The sequence below is a fragment of the Burkholderia sp. LMU1-1-1.1 genome (genome assembly GCF_040675865.1).
GTDB lineage: Bacteria > Pseudomonadota > Gammaproteobacteria > Burkholderiales > Burkholderiaceae_D > Rugamonas.
Window position 1 is genome coordinate 65,939 of sequence record NZ_JBEGHG010000003.1, and the last position, 23,290, is coordinate 89,228.

The 23,290-nt window shown below is 67.3% G+C and carries 16 protein-coding genes; 7 read left to right on the forward strand and 9 right to left on the reverse strand.

All coding sequences use genetic code 11. The features are described 5' to 3' along the window. Positions 1 to 38: 38 nt before the first annotated feature. Positions 39 to 482, reverse strand: coding sequence for a type II secretion system major pseudopilin GspG (gspG, locus tag MRBLMU1_RS03950; protein ID WP_363497335.1), 444 nt, complete (start codon positions 480 to 482; stop codon positions 39 to 41). Between the two features lie 453 nt (positions 483 to 935). On the opposite strand from gspG, the gene MRBLMU1_RS03955 reads away from it, so the two are divergent. Next, positions 936 to 1,742 carry an NF038120 family PEP-CTERM protein gene (locus tag MRBLMU1_RS03955; protein ID WP_363497338.1) on the forward strand — a complete coding sequence of 269 codons (807 nt, stop codon included), beginning with the start codon at positions 936 to 938 and terminating at the stop codon, positions 1,740 to 1,742. A 23-nt stretch (positions 1,743 to 1,765) separates the two neighbouring features. Then, positions 1,766 to 4,939, forward strand: coding sequence for a S8 family peptidase (locus MRBLMU1_RS03960; RefSeq protein WP_363497341.1), 3,174 nt, complete (start codon positions 1,766 to 1,768; stop codon positions 4,937 to 4,939). A 223-nt stretch (positions 4,940 to 5,162) separates the two neighbouring features. Here MRBLMU1_RS03960 and MRBLMU1_RS03965 read toward each other — a convergent pair whose 3' ends face one another. The 4 genes from MRBLMU1_RS03965 to MRBLMU1_RS03980 form a co-directional block, all read right to left on the reverse strand. Then, positions 5,163 to 5,804: an NF038129 family PEP-CTERM protein gene (locus MRBLMU1_RS03965; protein ID WP_363497344.1), complete on the reverse strand. Its 642-nt coding sequence runs from the start codon at positions 5,802 to 5,804 to the stop codon at positions 5,163 to 5,165. Between the two features lie 9 nt (positions 5,805 to 5,813). Beyond that, positions 5,814 to 8,846 carry an ExeM/NucH family extracellular endonuclease gene (locus MRBLMU1_RS03970; RefSeq protein WP_363497347.1) on the reverse strand — a complete coding sequence of 1,011 codons (3,033 nt, stop codon included), beginning with the start codon at positions 8,844 to 8,846 and terminating at the stop codon, positions 5,814 to 5,816. Between the two features lie 146 nt (positions 8,847 to 8,992). After that, positions 8,993 to 10,027 carry a TIGR03790 family protein gene (locus MRBLMU1_RS03975; protein WP_363497350.1) on the reverse strand — a complete coding sequence of 345 codons (1,035 nt, stop codon included), beginning with the start codon at positions 10,025 to 10,027 and terminating at the stop codon, positions 8,993 to 8,995. Positions 10,028 to 10,182: 155 nt separating this feature from the next. Beyond that, a complete protein-coding gene (locus tag MRBLMU1_RS03980; RefSeq protein WP_363497353.1) occupies positions 10,183 to 10,677 on the reverse strand; it encodes an FxDxF family PEP-CTERM protein in 495 nt (164 codons plus the stop codon). A 416-nt stretch (positions 10,678 to 11,093) separates the two neighbouring features. On the opposite strand from MRBLMU1_RS03980, the gene MRBLMU1_RS03985 reads away from it, so the two are divergent. Beyond that, positions 11,094 to 13,262, forward strand: coding sequence for an acyltransferase family protein (locus MRBLMU1_RS03985; protein ID WP_363497356.1), 2,169 nt, complete (start codon positions 11,094 to 11,096; stop codon positions 13,260 to 13,262). Between the two features lie 90 nt (positions 13,263 to 13,352). Here the strand turns inward: MRBLMU1_RS03985 and MRBLMU1_RS03990 are convergent, their stop codons facing one another. Both MRBLMU1_RS03990 and MRBLMU1_RS03995 read right to left on the reverse strand, forming a co-directional pair. Continuing rightward, positions 13,353 to 14,762, reverse strand: coding sequence for a mannose-1-phosphate guanylyltransferase/mannose-6-phosphate isomerase (locus MRBLMU1_RS03990; protein WP_363497359.1), 1,410 nt, complete (start codon positions 14,760 to 14,762; stop codon positions 13,353 to 13,355). Between the two features lie 12 nt (positions 14,763 to 14,774). Next, on the reverse strand, positions 14,775 to 15,914 hold the full coding sequence (locus MRBLMU1_RS03995; RefSeq protein WP_363497362.1) for an NDP-sugar synthase: 1,140 nt from the start codon (positions 15,912 to 15,914) through the stop codon (positions 14,775 to 14,777). A gap of 659 nt (positions 15,915 to 16,573) precedes the next feature. Between MRBLMU1_RS03995 and MRBLMU1_RS04000 the strand changes: the two genes are divergently transcribed. From MRBLMU1_RS04000 to galE, 4 genes are all read left to right on the forward strand, one after another. Next, complete coding sequence (locus MRBLMU1_RS04000; RefSeq protein WP_363497365.1) at positions 16,574 to 18,046, forward strand: Atrophin-1 multi-domain protein; 1,473 nt, start codon at positions 16,574 to 16,576, stop codon at positions 18,044 to 18,046. A 188-nt stretch (positions 18,047 to 18,234) separates the two neighbouring features. Next, positions 18,235 to 18,789: a serine O-acetyltransferase gene (locus MRBLMU1_RS04005; protein WP_363497368.1), complete on the forward strand. Its 555-nt coding sequence runs from the start codon at positions 18,235 to 18,237 to the stop codon at positions 18,787 to 18,789. Next, positions 18,786 to 19,973 (forward strand): glycosyltransferase family 2 protein, encoded by a 1,188-nt coding sequence (locus MRBLMU1_RS04010; protein ID WP_363497371.1) that lies wholly within the window; start codon positions 18,786 to 18,788, stop codon positions 19,971 to 19,973. Before MRBLMU1_RS04005 ends, MRBLMU1_RS04010 begins: the two co-directional genes overlap by 4 nt. 59 nt (positions 19,974 to 20,032) lie before the next feature. Further along, a complete protein-coding gene (gene galE, locus MRBLMU1_RS04015; protein ID WP_363497374.1) occupies positions 20,033 to 21,037 on the forward strand; it encodes a UDP-glucose 4-epimerase GalE in 1,005 nt (334 codons plus the stop codon). A gap of 49 nt (positions 21,038 to 21,086) precedes the next feature. Here galE and MRBLMU1_RS04020 read toward each other — a convergent pair whose 3' ends face one another. Together MRBLMU1_RS04020 and MRBLMU1_RS04025 are read right to left on the reverse strand one after the other, a co-directional pair. Further along, positions 21,087 to 21,995: a beta-1,6-N-acetylglucosaminyltransferase gene (locus tag MRBLMU1_RS04020; protein WP_363497377.1), complete on the reverse strand. Its 909-nt coding sequence runs from the start codon at positions 21,993 to 21,995 to the stop codon at positions 21,087 to 21,089. A 61-nt stretch (positions 21,996 to 22,056) separates the two neighbouring features. After that, positions 22,057 to 23,265, reverse strand: coding sequence for a glycosyltransferase (locus MRBLMU1_RS04025; protein WP_363497380.1), 1,209 nt, complete (start codon positions 23,263 to 23,265; stop codon positions 22,057 to 22,059). Positions 23,266 to 23,290 lie beyond the last annotated feature (25 nt).

Genomic DNA, 23,290 nt, shown 5'->3' on the forward strand with positions numbered 1-23,290 from the left:
GGTGGGCGCGGCGCGTGGGGTGGCGTAAATCCGGACGCTTACTGCGCGCCGATGTCGGCGTCCTCGCCGGCGCCGCCGGGCTGGCCGTCGCGTCCCAGCGAGATGATCTCGAACTCGGACTTCGCGCCGGGCGCCTTGTACTGGTAGGGGTGGCCCCACGGATCGGGCGGCACGCCCTTCTTCAGGTACGGGCCGTTCCATTTGGCGCCCGCCGTGGCCGGCGCCGCCACCAGCGCGCCCAGCCCCTCCTCGGTGGTCGGATAGCGGCCGACGTCGAGGCGGTAGGTGTCGAGCGATTTTTCGAACGCGTCGATCTGCGCCTTGGCGATGGTCACCTCGGACTTGCCCAGCTGGGCGAAATATTTGGGGCCGACATAGGCCGCCAGCAGGCCGATGATGACGATCACCACCAGCAATTCCAACAACGTGAAGCCGCCAGCCTTGCGGGCCGCCGTCCAACCGCGATTCTTCGCCACTTCCATCCGACCAACTCCTTATAACACCCGAAACAGTCCGCCGCCGCGACGGCGCCCTCAGCGCTGACAGAGGCTACCATGCGCTTTGCCACTCATACAATCTTTTCTTCGGCCGCGACGACCGCGCCACCGTAGCGACCGGAGGCAGGCCTGTTTTCGAGGCTCAATACTCTACCGTAAATCCGGCCCGCCGCCAGCACGTTCTTTGTGCCTCCTCAACAATGTTGCAAATTATTCACAGGCATCAAAATCCCGGGTCGGCGCCGCTCCCAGCGGAAACCGAATTTACCGCTGCAAAAATGCTAGTTACCCGAATTTTCATTCCTAAACTTTTCGCCTTTTTATTGTCGGCGTTGCTACACTTCTTGACATCTCCCGCGCAGACGGGAGCACACGCTTGTCCCGGCGCGTCAAGGGGCATCAACGCCATCGTCGCTTCACTTACAAAAGGGTAGATCCATGAAACGCAGCTCGTTCCCCACCGATGCGCCACGCGCCGCGTCGAGCCTCCGACTGACACAATTGGTCCGGGCAACCATCCTGGCCGGCCTGACCATGGCCGTCCTGCCGTCGGCGCACGCCGACGTCACCATCGACTTCAACGGCCTGCCGCCGGTGGGCCTGACCCACAACGACGCCATCGTCAGCCAGGGCTTCAACCTCGCCGCCTACTCGCCCGACCCCGACGCGCAAGCGGGCGACGCGGTCGGCGCCATCATCGACGGCACCGACTCGGTGGCCTCGTGCGGCTTCCTGCAGTGCCCGGCCAGCAACAGCACCTACGCGACCTTCATCAACGACGGCTACCTCGAACTGACCAGCACCACCCCCGGCGCCACGTTCGGCCTGAAGTCGTTCGACGCCTCCTTCCTCGGCTCGAACGCCTACGACTACCCCGCCACGCCGGGCTTCCTGCGCGTACAGGGCTTCAACGCCGACAACAGCACCGTGTGGGAAGACTACGCGTTCTACGCCCCCGGCAGCGAAGGCTTCGAGTTCGGCAGCTACAACTCTTCTCCGCTGTTCAGCAACGCCCAGTTCACCAGCCTGTACTTCTTCGCCTTCGTCTGCGACGCCAGCGGCGATTGCTCGGCCTTCAGCACCGGCCTCGGCCAGTTCGCCATCGACAACATCACCACCACCTCGCTGGTGGCCGCGCCCGTGCCCGAGCCGTCGACGTGGCTGATGATGGGCGCCGGCCTGCTCGGCGTGGCCGGCGCCGCGCGCCGCCGCAAGCAAGCCCAAGCATCGACACCCGCCGTTTGAGCCATCCATCGAGGAATAACACAATGAAATTACGCCCTGTTTCCGCAGCGGTCCTGCTGCTGCTGTCCGGCCTCGGCCTGGCCGCGCACGCCGACGACACGCGCCGTCCGTACATCGTGCAACTGGCCGACAAGCCGCTGTCGTCCTACACCGGCGGCGTCGCCGGCATCGCCGCCACCAAGCCGGCCGCCGGCGCGCGGCTCGACCTCAACACCAGCGCCGCCCAGGCTTACAGCGGCTACCTGATCCAGAAGCAGCAGTCGGTCAAGGCGGCCGTGGCCGCCGCGCCGATGCTGTACGACTACAAGGTGGTGCTCAACGGCTTCTCGGCCATGCTCACCGACGACGAGGTGCGCGCGCTCAAGGCCAACACGGCCGTGGCCAACATCACCGCCGACACGCCGCGCCAGATGCTGACCAACTACACGCCCACCTTCCTCGGCCTGGACGGCCCGAACGGCCTGTGGAGCCAGCTCGGCGGCAAGGAGGGCGCCGGCGAGGGCGTCGTCGTCGGCATCATCGACGGCGGCATCTGGCCCGAGAGCCTGTCCTACGCCGACCGCGTCGACGCCAACGGCAAGCCGACCTGGGACAACAGCGGCACCCTGGCCTACACGCCGCTGGCCGGCTGGCAGGGCGGCTGCGACACCGGCGAGGGCTTCACCGTGGCCTATTGCAACAACAAGCTGATCGGCGCGCGCTACTTCATCGACGGCTTCAAGGCCACCGGCCGGCAGCTGCACTGGACCGAGTTCGTCTCGCCGCGCGATTCGATCGGCGGCACCGTCGGCCACGGCGGCCACGGCACCCACACCTCGACCACGGCGGCCGGCAACAACGGCGTGACGGCCACCCTGGGCGACAACATCGCCATGGGGCAGACGTCGGGCATCGCCCCGCGCGCGCGCATCGCCTCCTACAAGATCTGCTGGAGCTTCAACGACGCGACCGACCCGACCGGCGGCAAGAACAGCTGCTGGGGCTCGGACGCGGTGGCCGCCGTCGAACAGGCCGTCACCGACGGCGTCGACGTGCTCAACTACTCGATCAGCGGCGGCACCGTCGTCAACGACGCGGTCGAGCAAGCGTTCCTGCACGCGACCAACGCCGGCGTGTTCGTGGCCGCCTCGGCCGGCAACGACGGCCCCGCCAACGAGGTCAACCACGTCAGCCCGTGGCTGGCCACGATCGCCGCCGCCGTCAACAACCGCGTGTTCCAGGGCACCGTCACGCTGGGCAACAACGCCAGCTACAAGGGCGTCTCGCTCAACAACCACGCGCTGCCCAACACCCCGCTGATCCGCTCCGAGGACGCGGTGCTGGCCGGCGCCAGCGCGGCCGAGGCGCGCCTGTGCTACAGCGTCGGCGCCAACGGCGGCCCGACGCTGGACCCGGCCAAGGTGGCCGGCAAGATCGTCACCTGCGTGCGCGGCACCAACGCCCGCGTCGACAAGAGCCTGGCCGTCAAGCAGGCCGGCGGCGTCGGCATGATCATGGTCGACAACGGCGGCGGCCTGGTGGCCGAGATCCATTCGGTGCCGACGGTGCACGTGACCGCGGCCGACGGCAACGCCATCAAGGTCTACGCGGCGGCGCAGAACGCGGTCGCCGCGCTGAGCGTGTTCAGCAACGTGATCGTGCCGAACGCGCCGGTCTCGGCCGGATTCTCCTCGCGCGGCCCGAACCGCTACGACGGCAACGTGCTCAAGCCGGACGTCACCGCCCCCGGCGTCGACATCCTGGCCGGCGTCACGCCCGAACTGACCGCGACCCAGCGCGCCAATGTCATCAACGGCACCTTGACGCCGCCGCCGGCCTGGGCGCTGTACCAGGGCACGTCGATGTCGTCGCCGCACGTGGCCGGCGTGGCCGCGCTGCTGCGCCAGCAACATCCGACGTGGTCGCCGGCGGCGATCAAGTCGGCGCTGATGACCAGCGCCACGCCGACCTTCGCCGACGCCCTGACCGGGCTGCAGCAAGGCACGCTGCCGTGGGCCCAGGGCGCCGGCCACATCAATCCGTACGGCACCGTCCCGCATCCGGCCGACGGCCGCGCCTACAACGCCAAGGGCGCCAGCGATCCGGGCCTGGTCTACGACCTGGGCGCGCGCGACTACAAGCGCTACCAGTGCGGCGCCGGCTTCAGCAACGAGTGCACCGAGGGCTCGATCACCGGCTACAACCTGAACCTGCCGTCGATCACCGTCAACAACGCGCTCGGCACGGTCGAGGTCACCCGCACCGTCACCAACGTCGGCACCAGCGCCGCCACCTACAGCGGCAGCGCCACCCTGCCCGGCTTCACCACCGTGCTGACGCCGGCCACCCTGACCCTGGCGCCCAACGCCAGCGCCAGCTACACGGTCAAGCTGACCCGCACCAACGCCGCGTTCAACGAATGGCAATACGGTAACGTCACCTGGACCGACGCCAACCACGTGGTGCGCGTGCCGTTGACGGCGCGCAGCGGCCGGGCCATCTCGTCGCCGGCGCTGACGGCCAGCACCCGCGCCTCCAGCACCGTGCTGTTGAGCGTGCTGGCCGGCTTCAACGGCCGCATGGGCGCGGCCGTGGGCGGCTTCAAGGAAGTCAACCGCGGCGCCACGCAAACGGTGCCGGCCATCCTCGAGCCGCTCGACACGGCCGCCGAAGTGGCCGCCGCCTGCGTGGCCAACACGGTCGGCGTGCGCGCCATTCCGGTGACGATCCCCGCCAACACGGTGGCCGCCGCGTTCGAACTGTTCGACCGCGACACCTCGTCCAACGGCGGTGACGACCTCGACCTGGTGGTGCTCAATCCGGACGGCAGCGTGGCCGGCGCCAGCCTGCGCGGCGGCTCGACCGAATGGGTGCGCCTGAACAGCCCGGCCGCCGGCAACTACCGCGTCTGCGTGGTGGGCTACGCGCCGGCGGACGGCGTCTCGACCGACTTCAACCTGTCGTCGGCCGTGGTCACCCGTGGCGACAACGCCGGCGCGCTGAAGGCGGCCGTGCCGAGCCGCGTCTACGCCGGCAACGTGGCCACGGTCACGGCCAGCTGGAGCGGCCTGCCGACCGGCAAGCGCTACTACGGCGGGGTGCAATACCTCGACCTGAACGGCGACGTCGCCTCGTCGACCACCTTGCTGGTGGAGACCAACAATCCGGTGCCGCTGGCGGAGGGCGCGGCCAAGACCCGCAAGCTGAGCGCGCGGTAAGCGCGTCGAACGGCGCCCCCGCGGGGGCGTGCGGTCCGATCGAAAGCCGCCGCGCCCGCAAGGGTGCGGCGGCTTTTTTTAACCCGCACGGCCAGGTGTGGCGCCAAGGGCATGCGGGGTTGGTTTGTCCGCCCGCAGGCAAAAAAAAACGACACATTGCATGTGTCGTTCCTTTGCCGGGGCGGGGTCGCCCCCGCCCTTCCCTTTGCGCCGGCTTAGCGCCTCACGCCGCCCGCTGGCGGCGGCGGGCGACGCCGCCGACCAGCGCCAGCCCGGCGCCCAGCATCAGCCAGGTCTCCGCCTCCGGCACCGCGCTGACCGCGCTCACACTGGTGCCGATGGTGTTGTTGAGCATGGTCGGGACCACGGCGCCGGCCGGCGTCCAGTTCAGCAACACCAGCGCGCCGGTCGGATCGTTGGTGCCCAGCAGCGCGTCCTGCGCCTGGTTGTACAAGGCCACGTAAAACGCCGAGCCGAAACCGGCGCCCGGATCGGCGGCGCCGCTGAAGGTGACATCGAAACCGATCTTGCCGCCGAAATCGACGGCGTGGAACAAGCCGTTCACGCCACCCGCGTCATCATTGACAAACGTGTAGCCGCCCGCCAGCGAGCCGCCGGCATTGCCGACCAGCTGCGCCGTGCTCGAGTCGCCGAAGCCGGTGAAGCCGCTCAGCGACACCTGCGCCAGCGGGCTCGACGCGCCGCCCGGGTTGAATTGCATGTCGATCCAGCCGGTGGAGGCGAACGACGACGTGTCGAGTTCGACGTGGAAGGTCGAGGCGGCCGACGCCAGGCTGGCGCAGGCGCCGAGGGCCAGGGCCAGCAGCGCGCGGCGCAGGGATGCTACGGGGAGTTTGACGATCATATATTTTCCTTAGAAATTGCCGCTGTAAATTTTGGCCGTGTAGCTGATGCCGGCCGCGCCGGTCTTGGTGAAGCTCAGCGGGACGGTGATGGTGGCGCCGGGCGCCAGTGAGCCGACGTCGGCGGTGATGTAGGGCGCGCCGTTGTGGCTGCCGCTGGCGTTGACCAGGGTGACGCCGGCCGCCAGGCCGCCCAGCTCGATCTGCAGCGGGCCGCCGATGGCGCTGGTGCCGGTGTTGGTGACGGCGTAGCTGCCGCTCCAGCGGCCGGTCAGGCGCGTGTACACCAGGCCCGAGCCGACGCCGCGCACGCCGGCGGTGATGTCGAGCGCCGGCGCCGGCAGGTTCAGGCTGACGACCACCGGATCGTGGTCCGAGGCGCGGTACGGCGCGGCGGTGTACTTGTCCTGCGGCTTGCCGTCGGTGTTGTAGTCGACCACGGTCGGCTCGTCGGCGTTGTTGTGCCACTCGGCCGCGTCCACCACCGAGGCGTTGAGCGCGGCGCTTGCCAGCGCATGGTCCAGGTAGCCGGCCTCGCCGTTGAACACGTAGGAATACGGCATCGCGCCGGCGCCGCGGATGTAGCGCTCGAGCTGGTTGACATAGCCCTTGTTGACGATGGCCTGCACCGGGTCCTCGTGGCCGTAGGCGTTGAAGTCGCCGATCAGCAGCACCTTGGCGTCGCCGGCGGCGGCCACCACCTGCGGCACGAACACGTCGACCAGGCGCTGGGCCTGCTGTACGCGGGTCGCGTTCCAGCAGCTCTGGCCGTCGCCCTTGTCGCCGTCGACGTTCGATGCGGCCGGGCAGCTGCCCTTGGATTTCAGATGGTTGACCACCAGCGAGAACTTGCCGCCGTTGGCCGCCTTGAAGGTTTGCGCCATCGGCGGCCGGTTGTTGATGGCGTCGGCGTCGGACAGCGCGTTGCCGACCAGCGTCAAGGTGGCCGGCTTGTAGATCATCGCCACGCGGATGGCGTCGGTGCCGGTGGCCGGCGGCTGCGGCACGACCGCGTAGGTCTTCAGGCCGGTGCCCGGCGAGATCGCCTCGTTGAGCGCGTCGACCAGCTTGGTGACCGAGTAGTCGCCGCTGTTCTGGATCTCCATCAAGCCGTAGACGTCGGCGTCGAGCGCCTTGAGCTCGCCGACGATCTTGACGCTTTGACGGTTGAACTCGGTGATGTTGTCGGCGCCCCGGCAGTTCGAGCGCGACGGCGCGCCGCCGCCGATCACGCAACCCTGGCTGGTGGCGCCGGTGATGTCGGTGCCGTTGGTGAAGGTGGTGAAGTAGTTCAGCACGTTGGCGCTGGCGACCTTGACGTTGCCGGCGGCCAGCACTGGCGCGGCCGGACGCGGATTGTCCTGCGAGAACACCGGCGCGACCGTCGGCTGCAGCTTGAAGCCCGCGCCGCCGCCGCCCTTGGCGCCGAAGTCGATCACACCGGTCAGGTTGTCGACGGTGTCGCCGGCGCGCAGCGAGCCGTCCGCGCCCAGGTAGGGGATGACGCTCGGGGTGGTGAAGATGCCGTCGTCGAGGATGATCTGGTTGCGCGCGTTGGCGGCGGCCAGCGCGATCGCCTCCGGCGTGCCGGCGCGGTATTTATTGGTCGCCGTCTCCAGCCGGCCCGAGGCCAGGGTCACTTCGCCGCGGTCGCCCAGGTATTGCAGCTGGTTGACCGTCAGCGGCGACGTGAAGCGCACCAGCATGCCTTCGAGCTGGCCCAGGTTCGGATGCGGCAGGGTGACGTTGGTCGGCGTGACGGCGATGCCGCCGGCCAGCTTGACGATGGCGGTGATGGCGGTCAGTTCGGTGTAGACGCGGCCGCCGGCCACCGGCGCGTAGTCGGTGACGGTGCCGCTGATGCGCACGCGGTCGCCGATCTGCACGGTGCCGGTGTTGGCGGCGGTGGTGAAGACGAACAGGCCGTCCGAGGTCAGCGGATCGCCGTCGCCGTTCTCGTCCTGGATGAAGAAGCTGGTGCCGACCTTGGCCGTGACGACGCCCTCGGTGGTCTGGACGGTGCCGGCGTACGGGCTGGTGTCGCCGCTGCCCTGGATTTGCGGGATCGTGTGGGTCAGCGTGGCCGGCGCGGCGACGCTGACGTTGATGGTGCAGATCGCTTGCTGGGCCTGGTCGTTGCCGAAGGTGACGACCACCGGATAGCTGCCGGCCTGGACGCTGGAGGCCACGCCCAGGGTGGCGCTGGCGGTGCCGCCGGCGGCGCCGGCCGCCAGGAAGTTGACCAGGCTGATGCCGGGCACGGCGCCGGCCGTGATGGCGGCGCTGTTGACGATGCCGTCGGCGTCGGTGGCGCTCAGTTCGGCGCTGCCGTCGACGCCGAAGGCCAGCGCCAGGTTGGCCGGGCAGCTTGCCACGATGGGCGGCGCCTGCGGCACGCCGCACGGACGCAGCGCGGTGGCGCTGTTGCGCGGGGTCGGCGCGCCGGTGGCGAAATCGTTGGCGTTGTTGTCGGTGTCGGTGCAACCGCCGGCGGCGCGCAGCGCGGCGGTGGTGTTGCTCAGGCCCGGACCGTTGGCGCCCTCGAAGAAGCCGGCGTTATAGCCCAGCAGATCGACCAGCGAGGCGCTCGACGGCGCGGCGCCGCTCAGCGCGGTGCTGTTGTTGACCAGCGCGACCTTGCCGGCGCTGCCGCCCATGGCCAGCGAGCCCAGCGTGTCCGGGGTCGGCAAGCTCTCGGTGCCGCCGCTGCCGGCCGACTGTTGCAGCAGGAAATACTGGCCCGGCTGCAAGGTGACATTGCCGGTGACCTTGCTGACCGCCCACGTGCCGCCGGCGGCGCTGGCGTACTGCACGCTCCAGCCGGTGATGTCGACGGCGGCGTCGCCGCGGTTGAACAGTTCAATGAAATCGTTTTTGAAGGTGGCGCCGGAATTGCCGCCGCCCCCGTAGACCTGGCTGATGACGACCGGCGACGCGGCCAGCGCGGACGCCGACAGGGCAGCCGACAGCGCGGCGGCGATCAGGGTGCGGCGGCCCGGGGTGGCGACGGCGCGGGGGATGGATGGAATACGGAGAGTTGTCATGAACGGTCCAGGTGAGCATTGTTATTAAATATAGCAATTTGCATATTATGACATCGTCATGACCGCCTCATGACAGCGATATGTTTCACATGTATCAAGTGTTGCATCGGCGCCAACGCGCGCCCCGCTACGCTCCGCCGCCGGGCTCAGCGGGCATACGGCGCCGCCAGCGGATCGCCGATGAACACGCCCTGCGCCGGCCAGGCCACGCTTTTCCAGTAGGCCTCGATGGCGCTGTCGCCGCTCAGGTAGCGTTTCAGCAGCACGGTCGGATGGGGGAATTTCTGCACGTGGTTGCACGGTTCGGACACGGTGCCGTAGCTGGCCGTGGCGCCGGCCTCGAGCCAGCGCAGGCTGCTCATCTGGCCCTCGCCCAGCAGGTCGCCGCCGGTCGAGGTCAAGTGGTCGGCCAGCGCGCCCGGCAGGAAACGCAGCGTGTCGAGTTTGTCGACTTTGACCATGCCGGTCTGGTAGAACATGATGTCCTGCGCGTCCTCGAGCGCGTCGGCGCTCAGCCGCTTGATCGTCAAATCGTGCGAGGCCACCTTGCCGGCCGGCGGGAACAGGCGCGAGCGCACGCTGCGCAAGCTGTCGGACGTGGTCAGGTAGTAGGCGCTGGCGACCGGGAAGCGGAAGTAGCGGGTGCCGCCACGGGCGATCAGCTCCTTGGCCAGCGGCACCGAGCCGGTCGGCATCAGCATGCTGATCTTCATCGCCGCCATGGCCGGCGAGACCTGGTCGGCGCCGAACCAGCCGCTGGGCTTGCCCGGACCGCAAGGGGCCGAACACTGGGCGGCGTCGTAGCCCAGCGTCAGCGCCGAGGTGATCGAATTGCAGCCGACCGCGTACGGCGCGGTCCACACCATGAGCACGGCGCGGATATCGGGGCCGAGCCGGTCGAGGATGTGCTGGCGCAGCGGGGCGAATTGCTCCGGCGTGAGCTGGCGCGGCGACTTGGGGATGCGCACGTGGACGATATTTTTTTCGGGAATGGCGCGGGCATCGCGGTAGAGCGCGCCGATGGCGACGCTGTTCGGTTCGTCATCGTTGACGACCAATGCCAGCTGGGAAGGCGCCAGCGCGGCGGCGGCCGGACCTGCCCATGCCAGTCCCAGCGCCAGCGCGGCGATGACGGCGCCGGCGACCGGTGTACCACGTGTGTCACAGGGCGTAGCGCGCACCGTCCCTCCTCCGCTTGCGCCGATCGGCGTGATCGGACTTGCATCATTATAGAGGCAGAAAGATGGCCGTAAAAATAAAAAAAGCCCCGGGGCGTAGCCGGGGCTTTTCATGCCGCGCGCGCCGTTGGGCGCGGCCGCGGCGAACGCGGTGCCTATTAAGCGGCGTTTTTAGCTTTGCGACGACGAGCCATGAAGCCCAGCAGGCCCAGGCCGCCCAGCATCATTGCGTAGGTTTCGGCTTCTGGAACGGCGGTCACGGTCACGTCACCGCTGTAGGTGGCGCCGGCCAGCGGGGTGCCGAACAGGTTCAGCGTGAACGACGACGCCGGGCTCGAGCTGAAGAAAGCGTAACGGCCTTTGCCGGCCGAGGTCAGTTCGCCAGGAACGCCGTTCAGGTTCGACTGTGCCGACCAGGTCAGGTTCTGGCCGCTGACGCTGACGTCCACCAGGTAGTAACCAGCAGCCAGGCCGGTGAAGGTGATGACGTCGCTGCCACCCGACAGCAAGCCGTCGCCAGCAACGGCCTTGCCGTTGAAGTGGTTGTCATCGCTGGTTGGCGGGGTCACGTAGATTTGTACGGACTGATCGGCAGCCATGACGTTGAACGAAGCGGCGGCCAGTACTGCGGCGAAGATATGTTTCAGTTTCATTAAAATTTCCTTAGTAGATTATAGGCCGCCGGAGCCGGCCACTTGTTTATTCACTAGCAACTAGACATCATCATATCATAAAGCTAGCCATTTAGTTGCTCTTTTTTTATTTTACATATTTTTTTTGAAAGTCTTTTCACAGCGTGAAAAAAATATTGCAGCGCGACATTTTTGCATTTCGCGATACGAAATTGCAGCTTGCAATCCACTACGAGCGAACTCGTCATTTAAAAATATTTACTTAACAATCAAAGACTTGTCTTCGATCATGCGCTACGGGAAATGTTATTTTTAGGAAACACAAAAAACGCCACAGCATCGCAGCCCCGCGTGTCCATTTAACCAATCGCGTAAAAAATATGCTGCACGAAGCGTTTAACAACATTACAATTTTGGGTGGACAGCGCTTTTCTTAAATGCCACAAAGCTGGCAGTCAAGCAATACCACGCGCCGCTGCAACCCGGCAGACGGCCCATGGACCATACAACGACCGATCGCACACACGGTTTCCGGCGCCGCCGGCACATATTTTCGGGTAGTCCAAAATTTTCAGGAGGTTATTCTGCGCACCGCACCCATCGTACCCGGCAGCCACGCCGTCAAATATCGTCCGGATATCGACGGCCTGCGCGCCGTCGCCGTGCTGGCCGTTATTCTGTTCCATTGCTGGCCGCTCTGGTTTGTCAGCGGCTTCGTCGGCGTCGACATCTTTTTCGTCATCTCCGGCTACCTGATCACCTCTATCCTGCTGACCCAGCTCGAGGCGGGCACCTTCAGCCTGTTCGACTTCTACTCGCGCCGGGTGCGCCGCATCTTCCCGGCGCTGCTGGTGATGATGGCCGCGACCCTGGCCGTGGCCTGGTACATCCTGCTGCGCGGCGAATTCCGCCAGGTCGGCACGCACATCGCCGCCGGCGGCGGCTTCATCGCCAACCTGGTGCTGTGGTTCGAGTCAGGCTACTTCGACAACTCGGGCGCCACCAAGCCGCTGCTGCACCTGTGGTCGCTGGGCGTGGAGGAACAGTTCTACTTCCTGTGGCCGCTGATCCTGTGGGCCGTCATGCGCAAGCGCCTCAATTTCGCCATCGTCATGGGGCTGGTGTTCGCCGCCTCGATGGCCGTCAACCTCGGCACCGTCTACGACAACCCGACGGCGGCGTTCTACTCGCCGCTGTCGCGCTTCTGGGAACTGATGACCGGCGGCGTCGGCGCCTACCTGCACCTGCACCGTCCGGCCTGGAGCGACAAGCAAAAGCGCGCCGCGTCGATCGCCGGCGCGCTGCTGATGGTCGCCTCGTTCACGCTGATCACGCCGCAGGCGGTGTTCCCCGGCTGGTGGGCGCTGCTGCCGGTGTCGGCCACCTTCCTGCTGATCATGGCCGGCCCGACCACCCTGATCAACCGCGTCGTGCTGGGCAACTGGCTGGCCACGCGCATCGGCCTGATCAGCTACCCGCTGTACCTGTGGCACTGGCCGCTGCTGTCGTTCGCCTACATCATCTATGGTGAAAAGCCGTCCTACCAGCTCAAGATCGCGCTGATGGCCGGCGCCCTCGCGCTGGCCTGGCTGACCTACCGCTTCGTCGAGATCCCGCTGCGCGGCGTCGCCTCCAAGCGGCGCGTGGTGGGCGGGCTGACGGCCGGCATGGTCGTCATGGCCTCGCTCGGCATCGCCGTCGGCGCCGGCGCGCTGCGCGAACGCATCGACGTGCACGGCAGCGACATCTACCTCAACGCGCTCAACGACTTCGACTTCCCCGGCCAGCGCTTCACGCCGCTGCGCCACAACGGCATCGTGTTCCAGCAGCTGGCCGCCGGGGCCCCCGGCAAGACGGTGTTCATCGGCGACTCGCTGATCCAGCAGTACGGCCCGCAGATGGAGCAACTGACGGCGTCGGCGCCGCAGCGCTATAACAAGGTGGTGTTCGCCACGGCCGGCGGCTGCCCGCCCATCCTCAACGCCATCCGCCTGCCGCTGATCCGCTTCCCGCAGTGCCGCAAGGCGATCGCCTCGGCCTACGACCTGGCCAGCCAGCCGGACGTGACCACCGTGGTCATCGGCGCGGCCTGGCACGTGCACTTCGCCGGCTATAACCACGAGATCGAGTACGACACCGGCAAGGGCAAGCTGGCGTTCCCGTCGGCCGAAGCCCACGAGCTGGCCTACGCCTCGTTCGAGGACACGGTGCGCCACCTGCGCCAGCTGGGCAAGCGGGTATTCATCGTGCTGCAACCGCCCAGCGGCAATATGTACGATCCGCGCAATATGTACGAGGGTTCGCGCTTCCGCAGCATCCAGCCGCTGCCGCGCATCGAGCCCCTCAAGCTCGACAAGTTCCTGGCCGACAACGCCAAGACGCGCTCGCGGCTGCAGGCCATCGCCGCCGCCAACGGCGCCCAGGTGATCGACCCGAGCCAGTATCTGTGCAAAAACAACGAGTGCCCGGTGCTCGACGCGGCCGGCGCGCCGATCTACACCGACCCGTTGCACATGCGCCCGAGCTACAGCCGCAGCGCCGTGACCTACCTGACGCAGACCGTGACCGGCGACGCCGGCGCCGAACGCTCGGCGCAGACGCAATAGAACAGCAGGGATAAACGCAAACGCCCGCCGAAAGGCGGGCGTGGCGGAGCATCGACAAGCCCGGCCGCCGCGCGGCCGGGCTTTTTCGCGTCAGGCGCGCTGGTAGACGTCCTCGAAGCGGACGATGTCGTCCTCGCCCAAGTAGCTGCCGGACTGCACCTCGATCAGGTGCAGCGGCAGTTTTCCGGGGTTTTCCAGCCGGTGGTTCATGCCGATCGGAATGTAGGTCGATTGGTTTTCCGACAACAAGGTGACGCTGTCGCCGCAGGTCACGCGGGCCGTGCCGCTGACCACCACCCAGTGTTCGGCGCGATGGTGGTGCATCTGCAGCGACAGCTTGCCGCCCGGATTGACCGTGATGCGTTTGACCTGGAAGCGGTCGCCGGCGTCGATGCCCTCGTACGAGCCCCACGGGCGGTAGACCCGCGTGTGGTGCAGGTGCTCGGTGCGCTCGGAGGTTTTCAAATGCTCGACGATCTGCTTGACGCGCTGCACCTGGTCCTTGTGGGCCACCAGCACCGCGTCGGCGGTCTCGACCACGACCAGGTCGCGCACCCCCACCAGCGCCACGATGCGGCCCTCGGCGCGCACCAGCGAGTCGCTCACGCCGTCCAGATAGACGTCGCCGCGGGTGGCGTTGCCGTCCGCGTCATGCGGCAGCACGTCGCGCAGCGCCGACCACGAGCCGACGTCGCTCCAGCCGATGTCGGCCGGCACCACCACCGCGTGTTGCGTGCGCTCCATGACGGCGTAATCGATCGAATCGGACGGGCAGGCGGCGAAGGCGGCTTCGTCCAGGCGGCAGAAGTCCATGTCGCGGTAGGCCTTGCGCACGGCCTCCTCGGCGCTGCCGGCGATGGCCGGCGCGAACAGCGCCAGCTCCGACAGGTAGCGCTCGGCGCGGAACAGGAACATGCCGCTGTTCCAGTAATAGCCGCCGTCGGCGAGGAAGCCGCGGGCCGTCTCCAGGTCCGGCTTCTCGACGAAACGGTCGACCTGGTAGGCGGCGCCGGCCGCCGCGCCGCGGTGGATGTAGCCATAGCCCGTCTCCGGGGCGGTCGGCACCACGCCGAAGGTGGCCAGCGCGCCGGCGCCGGCCAGTTCGGCCGCGCTGGCGATGGCGGCGTGGAAGGCGGCGCGGTCGGTGATCACGTGGTCGGCCGGCAACACCAGCATCAGCGCCTCGGGGTCGATGCCGCGCAGATATTGCGCGGCGGCGGCCACGGCCGGCGCGGTGTTGCGTCCGGCCGATTCGAGCAGGATGCCCAGCGGCTGGACGCCGATCTCGCGCAACTGCTCGGCCACCATGAAGCGGTGTTCGTTACCGCAAACGATCAGCGGCGCCGCGAAAGCGGCCCCGCCGTCGAGGCGCAGCACGGTTTCCTGCAGCATGGTCTTATCGGACACCAGCGGCAGCAGCTGTTTGGGCAGCACGGCCCGCGACAACGGCCACAGCCGGGTACCGGCGCCGCCGGACAGGATTACCGGGTAAATTTTCATGCAACTTCCTTGTTATTTATCGGCCTCGGCCGGGTTGCGCCGCTTGTTGCGGCGGTCGCGGGCGTTGGTCCACTCGCCATCGCCATACTCTGACACATGGCGCATCTCGCCCGCGCGGTCGACACTATAATCCTTGAAGACGATCATCTCGTCCAGTTTTACGTTATGTAACACGCGGGTGTACTCGAACAGCACGCTGCGCACGATGTTGGCGCCGGCGCAGATATGGCTGCCGTGGCCGATCCAGGTCGGGCCGATGATGGTGCTGCCGGCCTCGATCTTGCAGCCCGAGCCGATGTAGACCGGGCCCTCGATGGTGGTGCCCTCCCAGTCGATGCTGGTGTTGAGGCCGGCCCAGATGCCGTCGGCCAGCTGGATGCCGGGCACGTCCATGTGGGCCACCTCGCCCATCATCACGCTCTGCGACACTTCCCAGTAATCCTTGACGCTGCCGATGTCGATCCAGCTGAAGGTGCGGTTCTGCGAGAAGAACGGCACGCCCTTCTCGACCAGCAGCGGGAACAGCTCGGAACCGATGTCGAACACCTTGCCGGCCGGGATCAGGTCGAGGATCTCCGGCTCGAAGATATAGATGCCGGTGCTGACGAAGTTCGACAGCGCGTCCTCCTGCTTCGGCTTTTCCTGGAATTGCTGGATGGCGCCGTTCTTGTCGCTGACGACCACGCCGTAGCTCTCGACCTTGTCCCACGGCACTTCGCGGCAGATCACGCTGGCCTTGGCGCCCTTGCGGCGGTGCTCGAACAGCGCCGACTTCAGGTCCAGGTTGATGACGGCGTCGCCGCACAGCACGATGGTGGTGTCGTCGAAGAAGCCGCCGAACTCCTGGATCTTCTTCATGCCGCCGGCCGAGCCGAGCGCCTCCGGAACGACCTCGCCCTTGTCATTGGTGTACCCTTCGAACGAGTAGCCGATCTGCACGCCGTACTGGTCGCCCTCGCCGAAGTACTCCTCGATCTTTTCGTGCAGATAGCTGACGTTGACCATGATTTCGTTGACGCCGTATTTGGCCAGGTGTTCGATCAGGTAGGCCATCACCGGCTTGCCGAGCACCGGTATCATCGGTTTCGGTAAGTCAAACGTCAGCGGGCGCACCCGGGTTCCCTTGCCTGCTGCCAAGATCATCGCCTTCATATATGGTCCTCTTCAAATGGGTAAAAAAAATGTCCGCCGACGGGGGCCGGCACGTGCAACGCAGGGGCCCGCCGGGGCCCGCGCGCTGGACTAAACGGTAGGATCATGACATAGCAACAACATTTTTACCAGCAAAAATGCTGCGTGTGCACATAAATTTCCCGGCCTGCGCCCGTCTCTTGCGTTTCGCTACCGAAATATAGCAGACCGGCGCCGGCGGGCCCGCTCCGCTGGCATGAGCGGGCGGCGCGGACGTTTGCGCGGCCGCAAACGCGGCGCGCCTAATTACGGAACCATATCAAGACCCGCGCACCGCATGTTATTTAATTCTATTTTAATACCCATGATATTTAATCGCGGTCGCCATACTTTAATAACCGCCAAACCGGACTAATTAATATATTGATTATATTAACTTTAAAAAATACCCGGTGTTATTTACGCAAGAAGCGCGGTCCCGGCCGTCCGGACGCCCCGGCGTTGAATGGAAGGAAATAGAAAATGACAAGCCCGCCATCAGGTCCGCGGTTATTTGCAGGAATACGTCAGGTTTAAACCTGCAAGTTCAAATAATTCCATGCGGCAAGAATTTCTGTGTATAATATTTTTCAGGGATGCGGTTGACGCCCTCCACATTCATCTATATTCAGGAGTTAATCATGTTCTTCGGGAAATCAACTGGCGCCTCTAGCCAACATGTCGCTAAACTGGTCGGCTGGTCGATGCTCGGCACTTGCGCGCTCGCCTTCAACGTCAGCGCCCAGACCCCCGCCGCGCCGGCGAGCACCGGCTTTGAAAGCTACCAAAAACCGTTCGCGGCCACGTCGCCGTGGAACTCGCGCCCGATCAATCCGGTGCTGGACACGTACGAAATCCCGAAGTCGAGCTACTACCCGGCGATCGAACGGGGCACGTGGTCGACCGGGCTGTTCCTGGCCAAGACCACTGATAAACCGGTGACCGTGACCGGCCGCAACGGCGCTGCCGGCCCCAACAATCCAGACACGCTGACGAATGCGCCGGTGACCCTGCCACGCTGGCCGACCGACACGCTGCCGGCCACGGGCGCCGACGGCCACGCCGACATCTATGATCCGGTCACCGGCATCATCCACTCGTTCTGGCAGCTCAAGAACGTCAACGGCAAGTGGGAAGCGGCGCTGTACGCGTGGTCGCCAACCAAGGGCAGCGGCTGGGGCGATCCGGCCCACTACTACCACGGCGCGCGCGCCACCGGCGTGCCCGCCGCCGCCGGCCTGATCCGCACGCATGAAATCAACGACGGCGCGCCGACCTACAAGCACGCGCTGGCCATGTCGCTGACCTACAACGCGCTGTCGGCCACCAACCCGTACGTCTACCCGGCCACCTCGTCCGACGGCGACGCCACCAAGACCAACTACGGCAAGATCCCGCAGGGCGCGCTGATGATGCTGCCGGCCAGCTACGACACCTCGAAGATCGGTAACCTGCAACTGCGCAAGATCGCCGACACGCTCAAGACCTACGGCGCATACGTGGTCGACCGCAACACCGGCACGCCGTTCGCCATCTACGCCGAAACCGGCTCGCCGCTGAACCTGATGCCTAACGGCTGGAGCAACAGCGTCGCCGCCGAGCTCGACCGTATGCGGGCCAACCTGCGCCAGGTGGTCTCGGCGCAGAGCTGGGTCGACGGCAACGGCAAGTCCATCACCGTCACCGCCCCGGCCAGCATCAACACGCTGTCGATGCGCGGTCCGTGGAGCCGCACCTCCGGCACCACCACGCCGACCTTCGATCAGTGGGCGCAGGCGCTGGTGTTCCCCGCATCGGCCACCCCGACCGTGGTCAGCAACGGCAATGGCAGCGGCATGACCCGGGTTACCTGGGCCAAGACCAAAGTCGGCAGCACGCAGAAATTCTCCGTCACCGCCACCGGCGGCGCCCGCCTCCGCGTCATGGTTTACTCCGGCAACACGGTCAAGTTCACGTCGGGCAACCTGGGCAACGGCGAATCGGCCCGCTTCGTCTGGCCTGACGGCGGCTGGATCGTGCTGATCGCCACCAGCGGCGTCAACACCGTCTCGACGGTGCGCGCCGAGCTGGCGGTCGCCCCGGACACGGTCACGACGGTCGCCGCCAAGAAATAAGGCGCTCCGCCTTCGGCCCGCGCGAGCGGGCTCCGGCGCATGCCCGACGCCCCCCGGCGTCGGCCATGCGCCTTTTCTTTTGCGCTGCACCAAAAAAACAACGGCTCTCCGGCAAGTGGATTAAAATACATGTTTTGATGCCGTCGCCCACCTGCGGCGGCCTTGCCCCGACACGAAAGCCACACGCCATGAGCCACGACCCGGACTGGGCGGCGGACCTGCAACGCTACGCGCTGCGCCGCCCTTTTTTGAAAGAACAATCGATCTGGGCCGTTTGGCTGTACCGTCTCGGCCGCCGCCTCGACCGCCGCCCCGCCGGCCCCGCGCGCAAGGTGGCGCTGGCGTTGTACTGGCCGCTGTTCCGGCTGATCGAAACGGCCACCGGCGTGAGCCTGCCGAAAAGCGCGACCATCGGCCCGGGCCTGCGCATCTGGCACTTCGGTAATATTTTCCTGCACGCCGACACCGTCATCGGCGCCAACTGTACCTTGCGCCAGGGCGTCACGATCGGCAACCGCCATCCCGACGGGCCGACCCCGGTCATCGGCGACAACGTCGAATTCGGCGCCTACGCGCAAGTGCTCGGCGGCGTGCGCATCGGCGACAACGCCCGCATCGGCGCCATGTCGGTGGTGCTGTGCGACGTGCCCGACGGCGCCACCGCCGTCGGCGCGCCGGCGCGCGTGATTTTAGCGAACGGCGTGGCCGCCGGCGACGCCCTCGGCGCCCGGAGCGCCGCGTGAGCGCCGTGCTGGCGGGGCTGCTCTATATAGTGCTGGCGCTGCTGGCGGTGCCGGTGCTGGTGCTGCTGACGCAATCGCTGCTGGCCATCGCCGCGCCCGGCCCCGGCGCGCCCCTGGCCGGACGCCGGCCGCGGATCGCGATCCTGGTGCCGGCCCACAATGAACAGGACGGCGTCGGCGCCACCATCGCCACCCTGCTGCCGCAATTGCAGGACGGCGACCGGGTGCTGGTGGTGGCCGACAACTGCGCCGACGACACCGCCGGCGCCGCCCGCGCCGCCGGCGCCGAGGTGCGCGAGCGCTTCGACGCCAACCTGCGCGGCAAGGGTTACGCACTCGACTTCGGCGTGCGCTGCCTGGCCGAGGACCCGCCCGAGGTGATGCTGATCGTCGACGCCGACTGCCTGGTCGAACCCGGCGCGATCGACCGCCTGGCGCGCACCGCCGTCGCCAGCGGCCGCCCGGTGCAGGCGCTGTACCTGATGCGCTCGCCGCCGGGCAGCGGCCCGATGAAGAAAATCGCCGAATTCGCCTGGGCGGTCAAGAACCTGGTGCGCCCGCTCGGCTTCCTGCGCCTGGGCATCCCCTGCCCGCTGATGGGCAGCGGCATGGCCTTCCCGTGGAGCATCATCAGCACGGCCTCGCTGGCCAACGGCCACATCGTCGAGGACATGAAGCTGGGCATGGACCTGGCGCGCGCCGGCACGCCGCCGCTGTTCTGTCCGCAGGCCCTGGTGTCGAGCACCTTCCCGGCCAGCGACGCCGGCACCGAGACCCAGCGCAAGCGCTGGGAGCACGGCCACCTGAGCATGATCCTGTCGGCGGCGCCGCGCTTCCTGCTCGAAGGCGTGTTCAAGGGCCGCCCCGGCATGGTCGGCATGGCGCTCGACCTGGCCGTGCCGCCGCTGGCGCTGCTGGTGCTGATGGTGCTGGCGCTGGGCGCGCTCACCGCCGTGTTCGCGCTGTTCGGCGGCGGCGCCGGACCGCTGTTGGCGGCCGCGGCGCTGCTGGCGGCGCTGGGCGTGGCGGTGCTAGTGGCGTGGTGGCGCTACGGCCGCAAGATCCTCAGCGCGGCCAACCTGGCCATGGCGGTGCTGTATGTGTTCTGGAAGGTGCCGGTGTATATCGGCTTCCTGGTCAACCGCCAGGTCGAGTGGGTACGTTCCAAGCGCGATACGGAATAAACCCGCGAACAAGCCCGCGAACAAGCGCTCCCAAAGTCAACCCTGGAAAAGGAATACCGATGAAAGTTCTGGTCACCGGCGGCGCCGGCTACATAGGCTCCCACACCTGCGTCGAATTGCTCAACGCCGGCCACGACGTGGTCATCGTCGACGACCTGTCCAACAGCGAGGCCGGCGTCGTCGGCCGCATCGCCGAGCTCGGCGGGCGCGCGCCCGGCTTCGTCGAGGCCGACATCCGCGACCGCGCGGCCATGGCGGCCGTGTTCGGCGCCCACGCGTTCGACGCCGTGATCCACTTCGCCGGCCTGAAGGCGGTCGGCGAATCGGTGGCGCAGCCGCTGCGCTACTACGACGTCAACGTGTACGGCAGCATCGTGCTGCTGCAGACGATGGCCGAGTTCGGCGTCAAGCGGATCCTGTTCAGCTCCTCGGCCACCGTCTACGGCGATCCGGACACGGTGCCGATCACCGAGGACTCGCCGCTGCGCACCACCAACCCGTACGGCGGCTCCAAGCTGATGATCGAAAACATCCTGCGCGACCACGCCCGCGCGGCGCCCGACTGGGGCATCGCGCTGCTGCGCTACTTCAACCCGGTGGGCGCCCACGAGAGCGGACAGATCGGTGAAAACCCGCGCGGCATCCCCAACAACCTGCTGCCGTTCATCGCCCAGGTGGCCGAGGGCCGGCGCGAGCGGCTGGCCGTGTTCGGCGACGACTACCCGACGCCCGACGGCACCGGCATGCGCGACTACATCCACGTGGTCGACCTGGCGGTCGGCCACCTGCGCGCGCTCGAGAAACTGGCCGCCGGCCCCGGCGTGCTGACCTACAACCTCGGCACCGGCGCCGCCAGCAGCGTGCTCGACATGGTGCGCGCGTTCGAGAAGGCCTGCGGCAAGCCGATTCCGTACACCATCAACGCCCGCCGTCCCGGCGATATCGCGGTGTGCTACGCGGCCACCGAACTGGCCGAGCGCGAGCTAGGCTGGAAGGCCACGCGCGGCGTCGACCAGATGTGCGCCGACGCATGGCGCTGGCAGCGCCGCTTCCTCACTTCCTGAATCGAGGCCCTGGCGCGGACGGCGCGCTGCGGCGGCGTGGCCTTCCGCCCTACCGCGCCGCCTGGTCCTGCGCGATCTGGCGCGTCAACTGCGCCACCACGTCGGCCTGCTGGTCGGAGAACTTGCGCGCGAACAGGATGTCCGTCTCGCCGAACGAGGTCGTCACGCGCGTGCGCGCGGCCTCGCGCAGGACCGGCAAGTGTTTCTCCGACATGTATTCCGGGCTGGCCGCGCCGGGCGCCCAGACGGTGTAAGTCAGGTTGGGCACCACATGGGCGGCCGCTTCGGTATTGCAGACGATGGTCTGGAAAAACGATTCGTCCGGACACGCGGTATGCTTGAAGAATTCCACCACCGACGGTTTTTGCTCCACGAAACGCAGGATGTGTTCGCAGGTGGCGCGCGTCAGCGCCCACCAGCTCGAGCCGCCGTAAGGCTGCAGGCCGTCCAGGTGCTGGCGGTAGTCGCGCTCGCGCGGCAGCACGCCCAGGCGCAGCATCACCTTTTGCAGGCCGCGCACCACGCGCGGCGCGCTCGGACGCGGATGGAAGCGCGTCAGGCGCGAGATCGGCTTGCCCATCGCGTCGGCCGGCATCGCCACCGTGTTGATGAACTCCGCTTGCGGACGTTCGGCGAAGAAGCGGCCGATCTCGGCGCTCGAGCGGATCGGGAAATCGGCGCCGCTGAGGAACACCAGCCGCGTCGCGCCGGCCGGGCTGGCCAAGGCCGCCGCGATCAGCACCAAGGTCGCCTCGACCTGGCTGAAGTCGCCCCAATAGACGGCCACGCGGGGTTCGACCAAGGTCACGTTGGGCGCGGCCAGGTGGGCGAACGGGCCGATATCGACCTTCTTGTCGATGTGCACGAAGAACGACACGTCCGCGCCGTCGAGCGCCGCGAGCAAGCGCTGCAGCTGAGCGACATTGTTATGCGCCTGGATCAAGTACGCTATTTTCATCACCAACACTCCATGGTTTGCCGACGGCGGGGTCGCCGCGGCGGTAGGTATCGTGCGCCGCTCAATCCTGCCGGGCCGCCTTGATCAGCGCGGCCAGCTTGGCGGCCTCGGTGTCGATCGAATGGCGCGCCAGCGCCCGCGTGTGGGCGCGCTCGCCCATCGCGGCCAGTTCATCCAGCGGCGTCGCCAGCGCGCGCTCGAGCGCGGCGGCCAGCTGGTCGACGTCGCCGGCCGGGATCAGCCAACCCTCGACGCCGTCGCGCACCAGCTCCGGAATGCCGGCCACATAGGTCGTCAGCACCGGGCGGCGCAGCGCCATCGCCTCCATCACCACCACCGGCAAGCCCTCGGCAAAGCTCGGCAGCGCCAGCGCGCGCGCGGCCAGCATCTCCTCGCGCACCTGGTCGCTGCTGATCCAGCCGGTGATGCGCACAGCGTTTTGCAGTTGGTGGCGCGCCACCAGGGTCTCGATCTCGCCGCGCATCTCGCCGTCGCCGGCCAGCACCAGCTCGACCGGCACGCCGCGCGCGGCCAGCTGCGCCACCGCGCGCACCAGCAGTTGCTGCCCCTTTTGCTCGCACAGGCGGCCGACGCACACCAGCCGCGGCGCGGCCGGCGGCGGCACGGCCGGGCCGGCGTGGAACACCGGCTCGAGGCCGCAGTGGACGATCTCGACCTTCGGCCACTCGGTGTACGGGATCCAGCGGAACAGCTGGCTGCGGCCGAAGCTGCTGATGGCCACGACGAAGGCCGAACGGGCGATTTTTTCCTTGATGTGCAGGAACTCAGGCTTGTCGAACTCCTCCGGACCGTGCACGGTGAAACTATAGGCGGGACCGCCCAGCGCGCGCGCCAGCATGGCCACCTCGGCCGGGTTGGTGCCGAAGTGCGCGTGCAGGTGGCGCGCGCCCGAGGCGCGCAGCCAGCCAAGCATGCGGCAGGCCTCGGCCAGGTAGATCAGGTGCAGCGGCCACGGCCGGTCGGCGCGGCGCGCCATGCGCAGGGCCAGTCCCAGCGCGCCGACAAAGCGGCCCGGCGCCTTGAGCATCACCCCCAGGGTCGACAGCGCCAGCGCCAGCGCGCCGTCGCGCAGCAGGTAGCGGGTCTTGTCGCGCTCGCGCAGGTCCTCGGCGTCGACCAGCTGGTCGGCCCAGCCGCGCAGCGCGATGCGTTGCACCTCGAAGCCCTGGCGCTCGAGCGCGAGGATCTCGCGGCGGATGAAACTGTGGCTGACCTTGGGATACTGATTGATGAGATACGCTATTTTCATGAAGATCGCTTGGGTGCGCGCGCCG

What these genes read in the sequence shown, in the direction of transcription:
- MRBLMU1_RS04000 (WP_363497365.1), top strand. Translation starts at nt 16,574, where the DNA reads ATGTTCTTCGGGAAATCAACTGGCGCCTCTAGCCAACATGTCGCTAAA.
- gspG (WP_363497335.1), bottom strand. Translation starts at nt 482, where the DNA reads ATGGAAGTGGCGAAGAATCGCGGTTGGACGGCGGCCCGCAAGGCTGGC.
- galE (WP_363497374.1), top strand. Translation starts at nt 20,033, where the DNA reads ATGAAAGTTCTGGTCACCGGCGGCGCCGGCTACATAGGCTCCCACACC.
- MRBLMU1_RS03995 (WP_363497362.1), bottom strand. Translation starts at nt 15,914, where the DNA reads ATGAAGGCGATGATCTTGGCAGCAGGCAAGGGAACCCGGGTGCGCCCG.
- MRBLMU1_RS03965 (WP_363497344.1), bottom strand. Translation starts at nt 5,804, where the DNA reads ATGATCGTCAAACTCCCCGTAGCATCCCTGCGCCGCGCGCTGCTGGCC.
- MRBLMU1_RS03985 (WP_363497356.1), top strand. Translation starts at nt 11,094, where the DNA reads ATGCCACAAAGCTGGCAGTCAAGCAATACCACGCGCCGCTGCAACCCG.
- MRBLMU1_RS03970 (WP_363497347.1), bottom strand. Translation starts at nt 8,846, where the DNA reads ATGACAACTCTCCGTATTCCATCCATCCCCCGCGCCGTCGCCACCCCG.
- MRBLMU1_RS03955 (WP_363497338.1), top strand. Translation starts at nt 936, where the DNA reads ATGAAACGCAGCTCGTTCCCCACCGATGCGCCACGCGCCGCGTCGAGC.
- MRBLMU1_RS03990 (WP_363497359.1), bottom strand. Translation starts at nt 14,762, where the DNA reads ATGAAAATTTACCCGGTAATCCTGTCCGGCGGCGCCGGTACCCGGCTG.
- MRBLMU1_RS03960 (WP_363497341.1), top strand. Translation starts at nt 1,766, where the DNA reads ATGAAATTACGCCCTGTTTCCGCAGCGGTCCTGCTGCTGCTGTCCGGC.
- MRBLMU1_RS04025 (WP_363497380.1), bottom strand. Translation starts at nt 23,265, where the DNA reads ATGAAAATAGCGTATCTCATCAATCAGTATCCCAAGGTCAGCCACAGT.
- MRBLMU1_RS03980 (WP_363497353.1), bottom strand. Translation starts at nt 10,677, where the DNA reads ATGAAACTGAAACATATCTTCGCCGCAGTACTGGCCGCCGCTTCGTTC.
- MRBLMU1_RS04005 (WP_363497368.1), top strand. Translation starts at nt 18,235, where the DNA reads ATGAGCCACGACCCGGACTGGGCGGCGGACCTGCAACGCTACGCGCTG.
- MRBLMU1_RS04020 (WP_363497377.1), bottom strand. Translation starts at nt 21,995, where the DNA reads ATGAAAATAGCGTACTTGATCCAGGCGCATAACAATGTCGCTCAGCTG.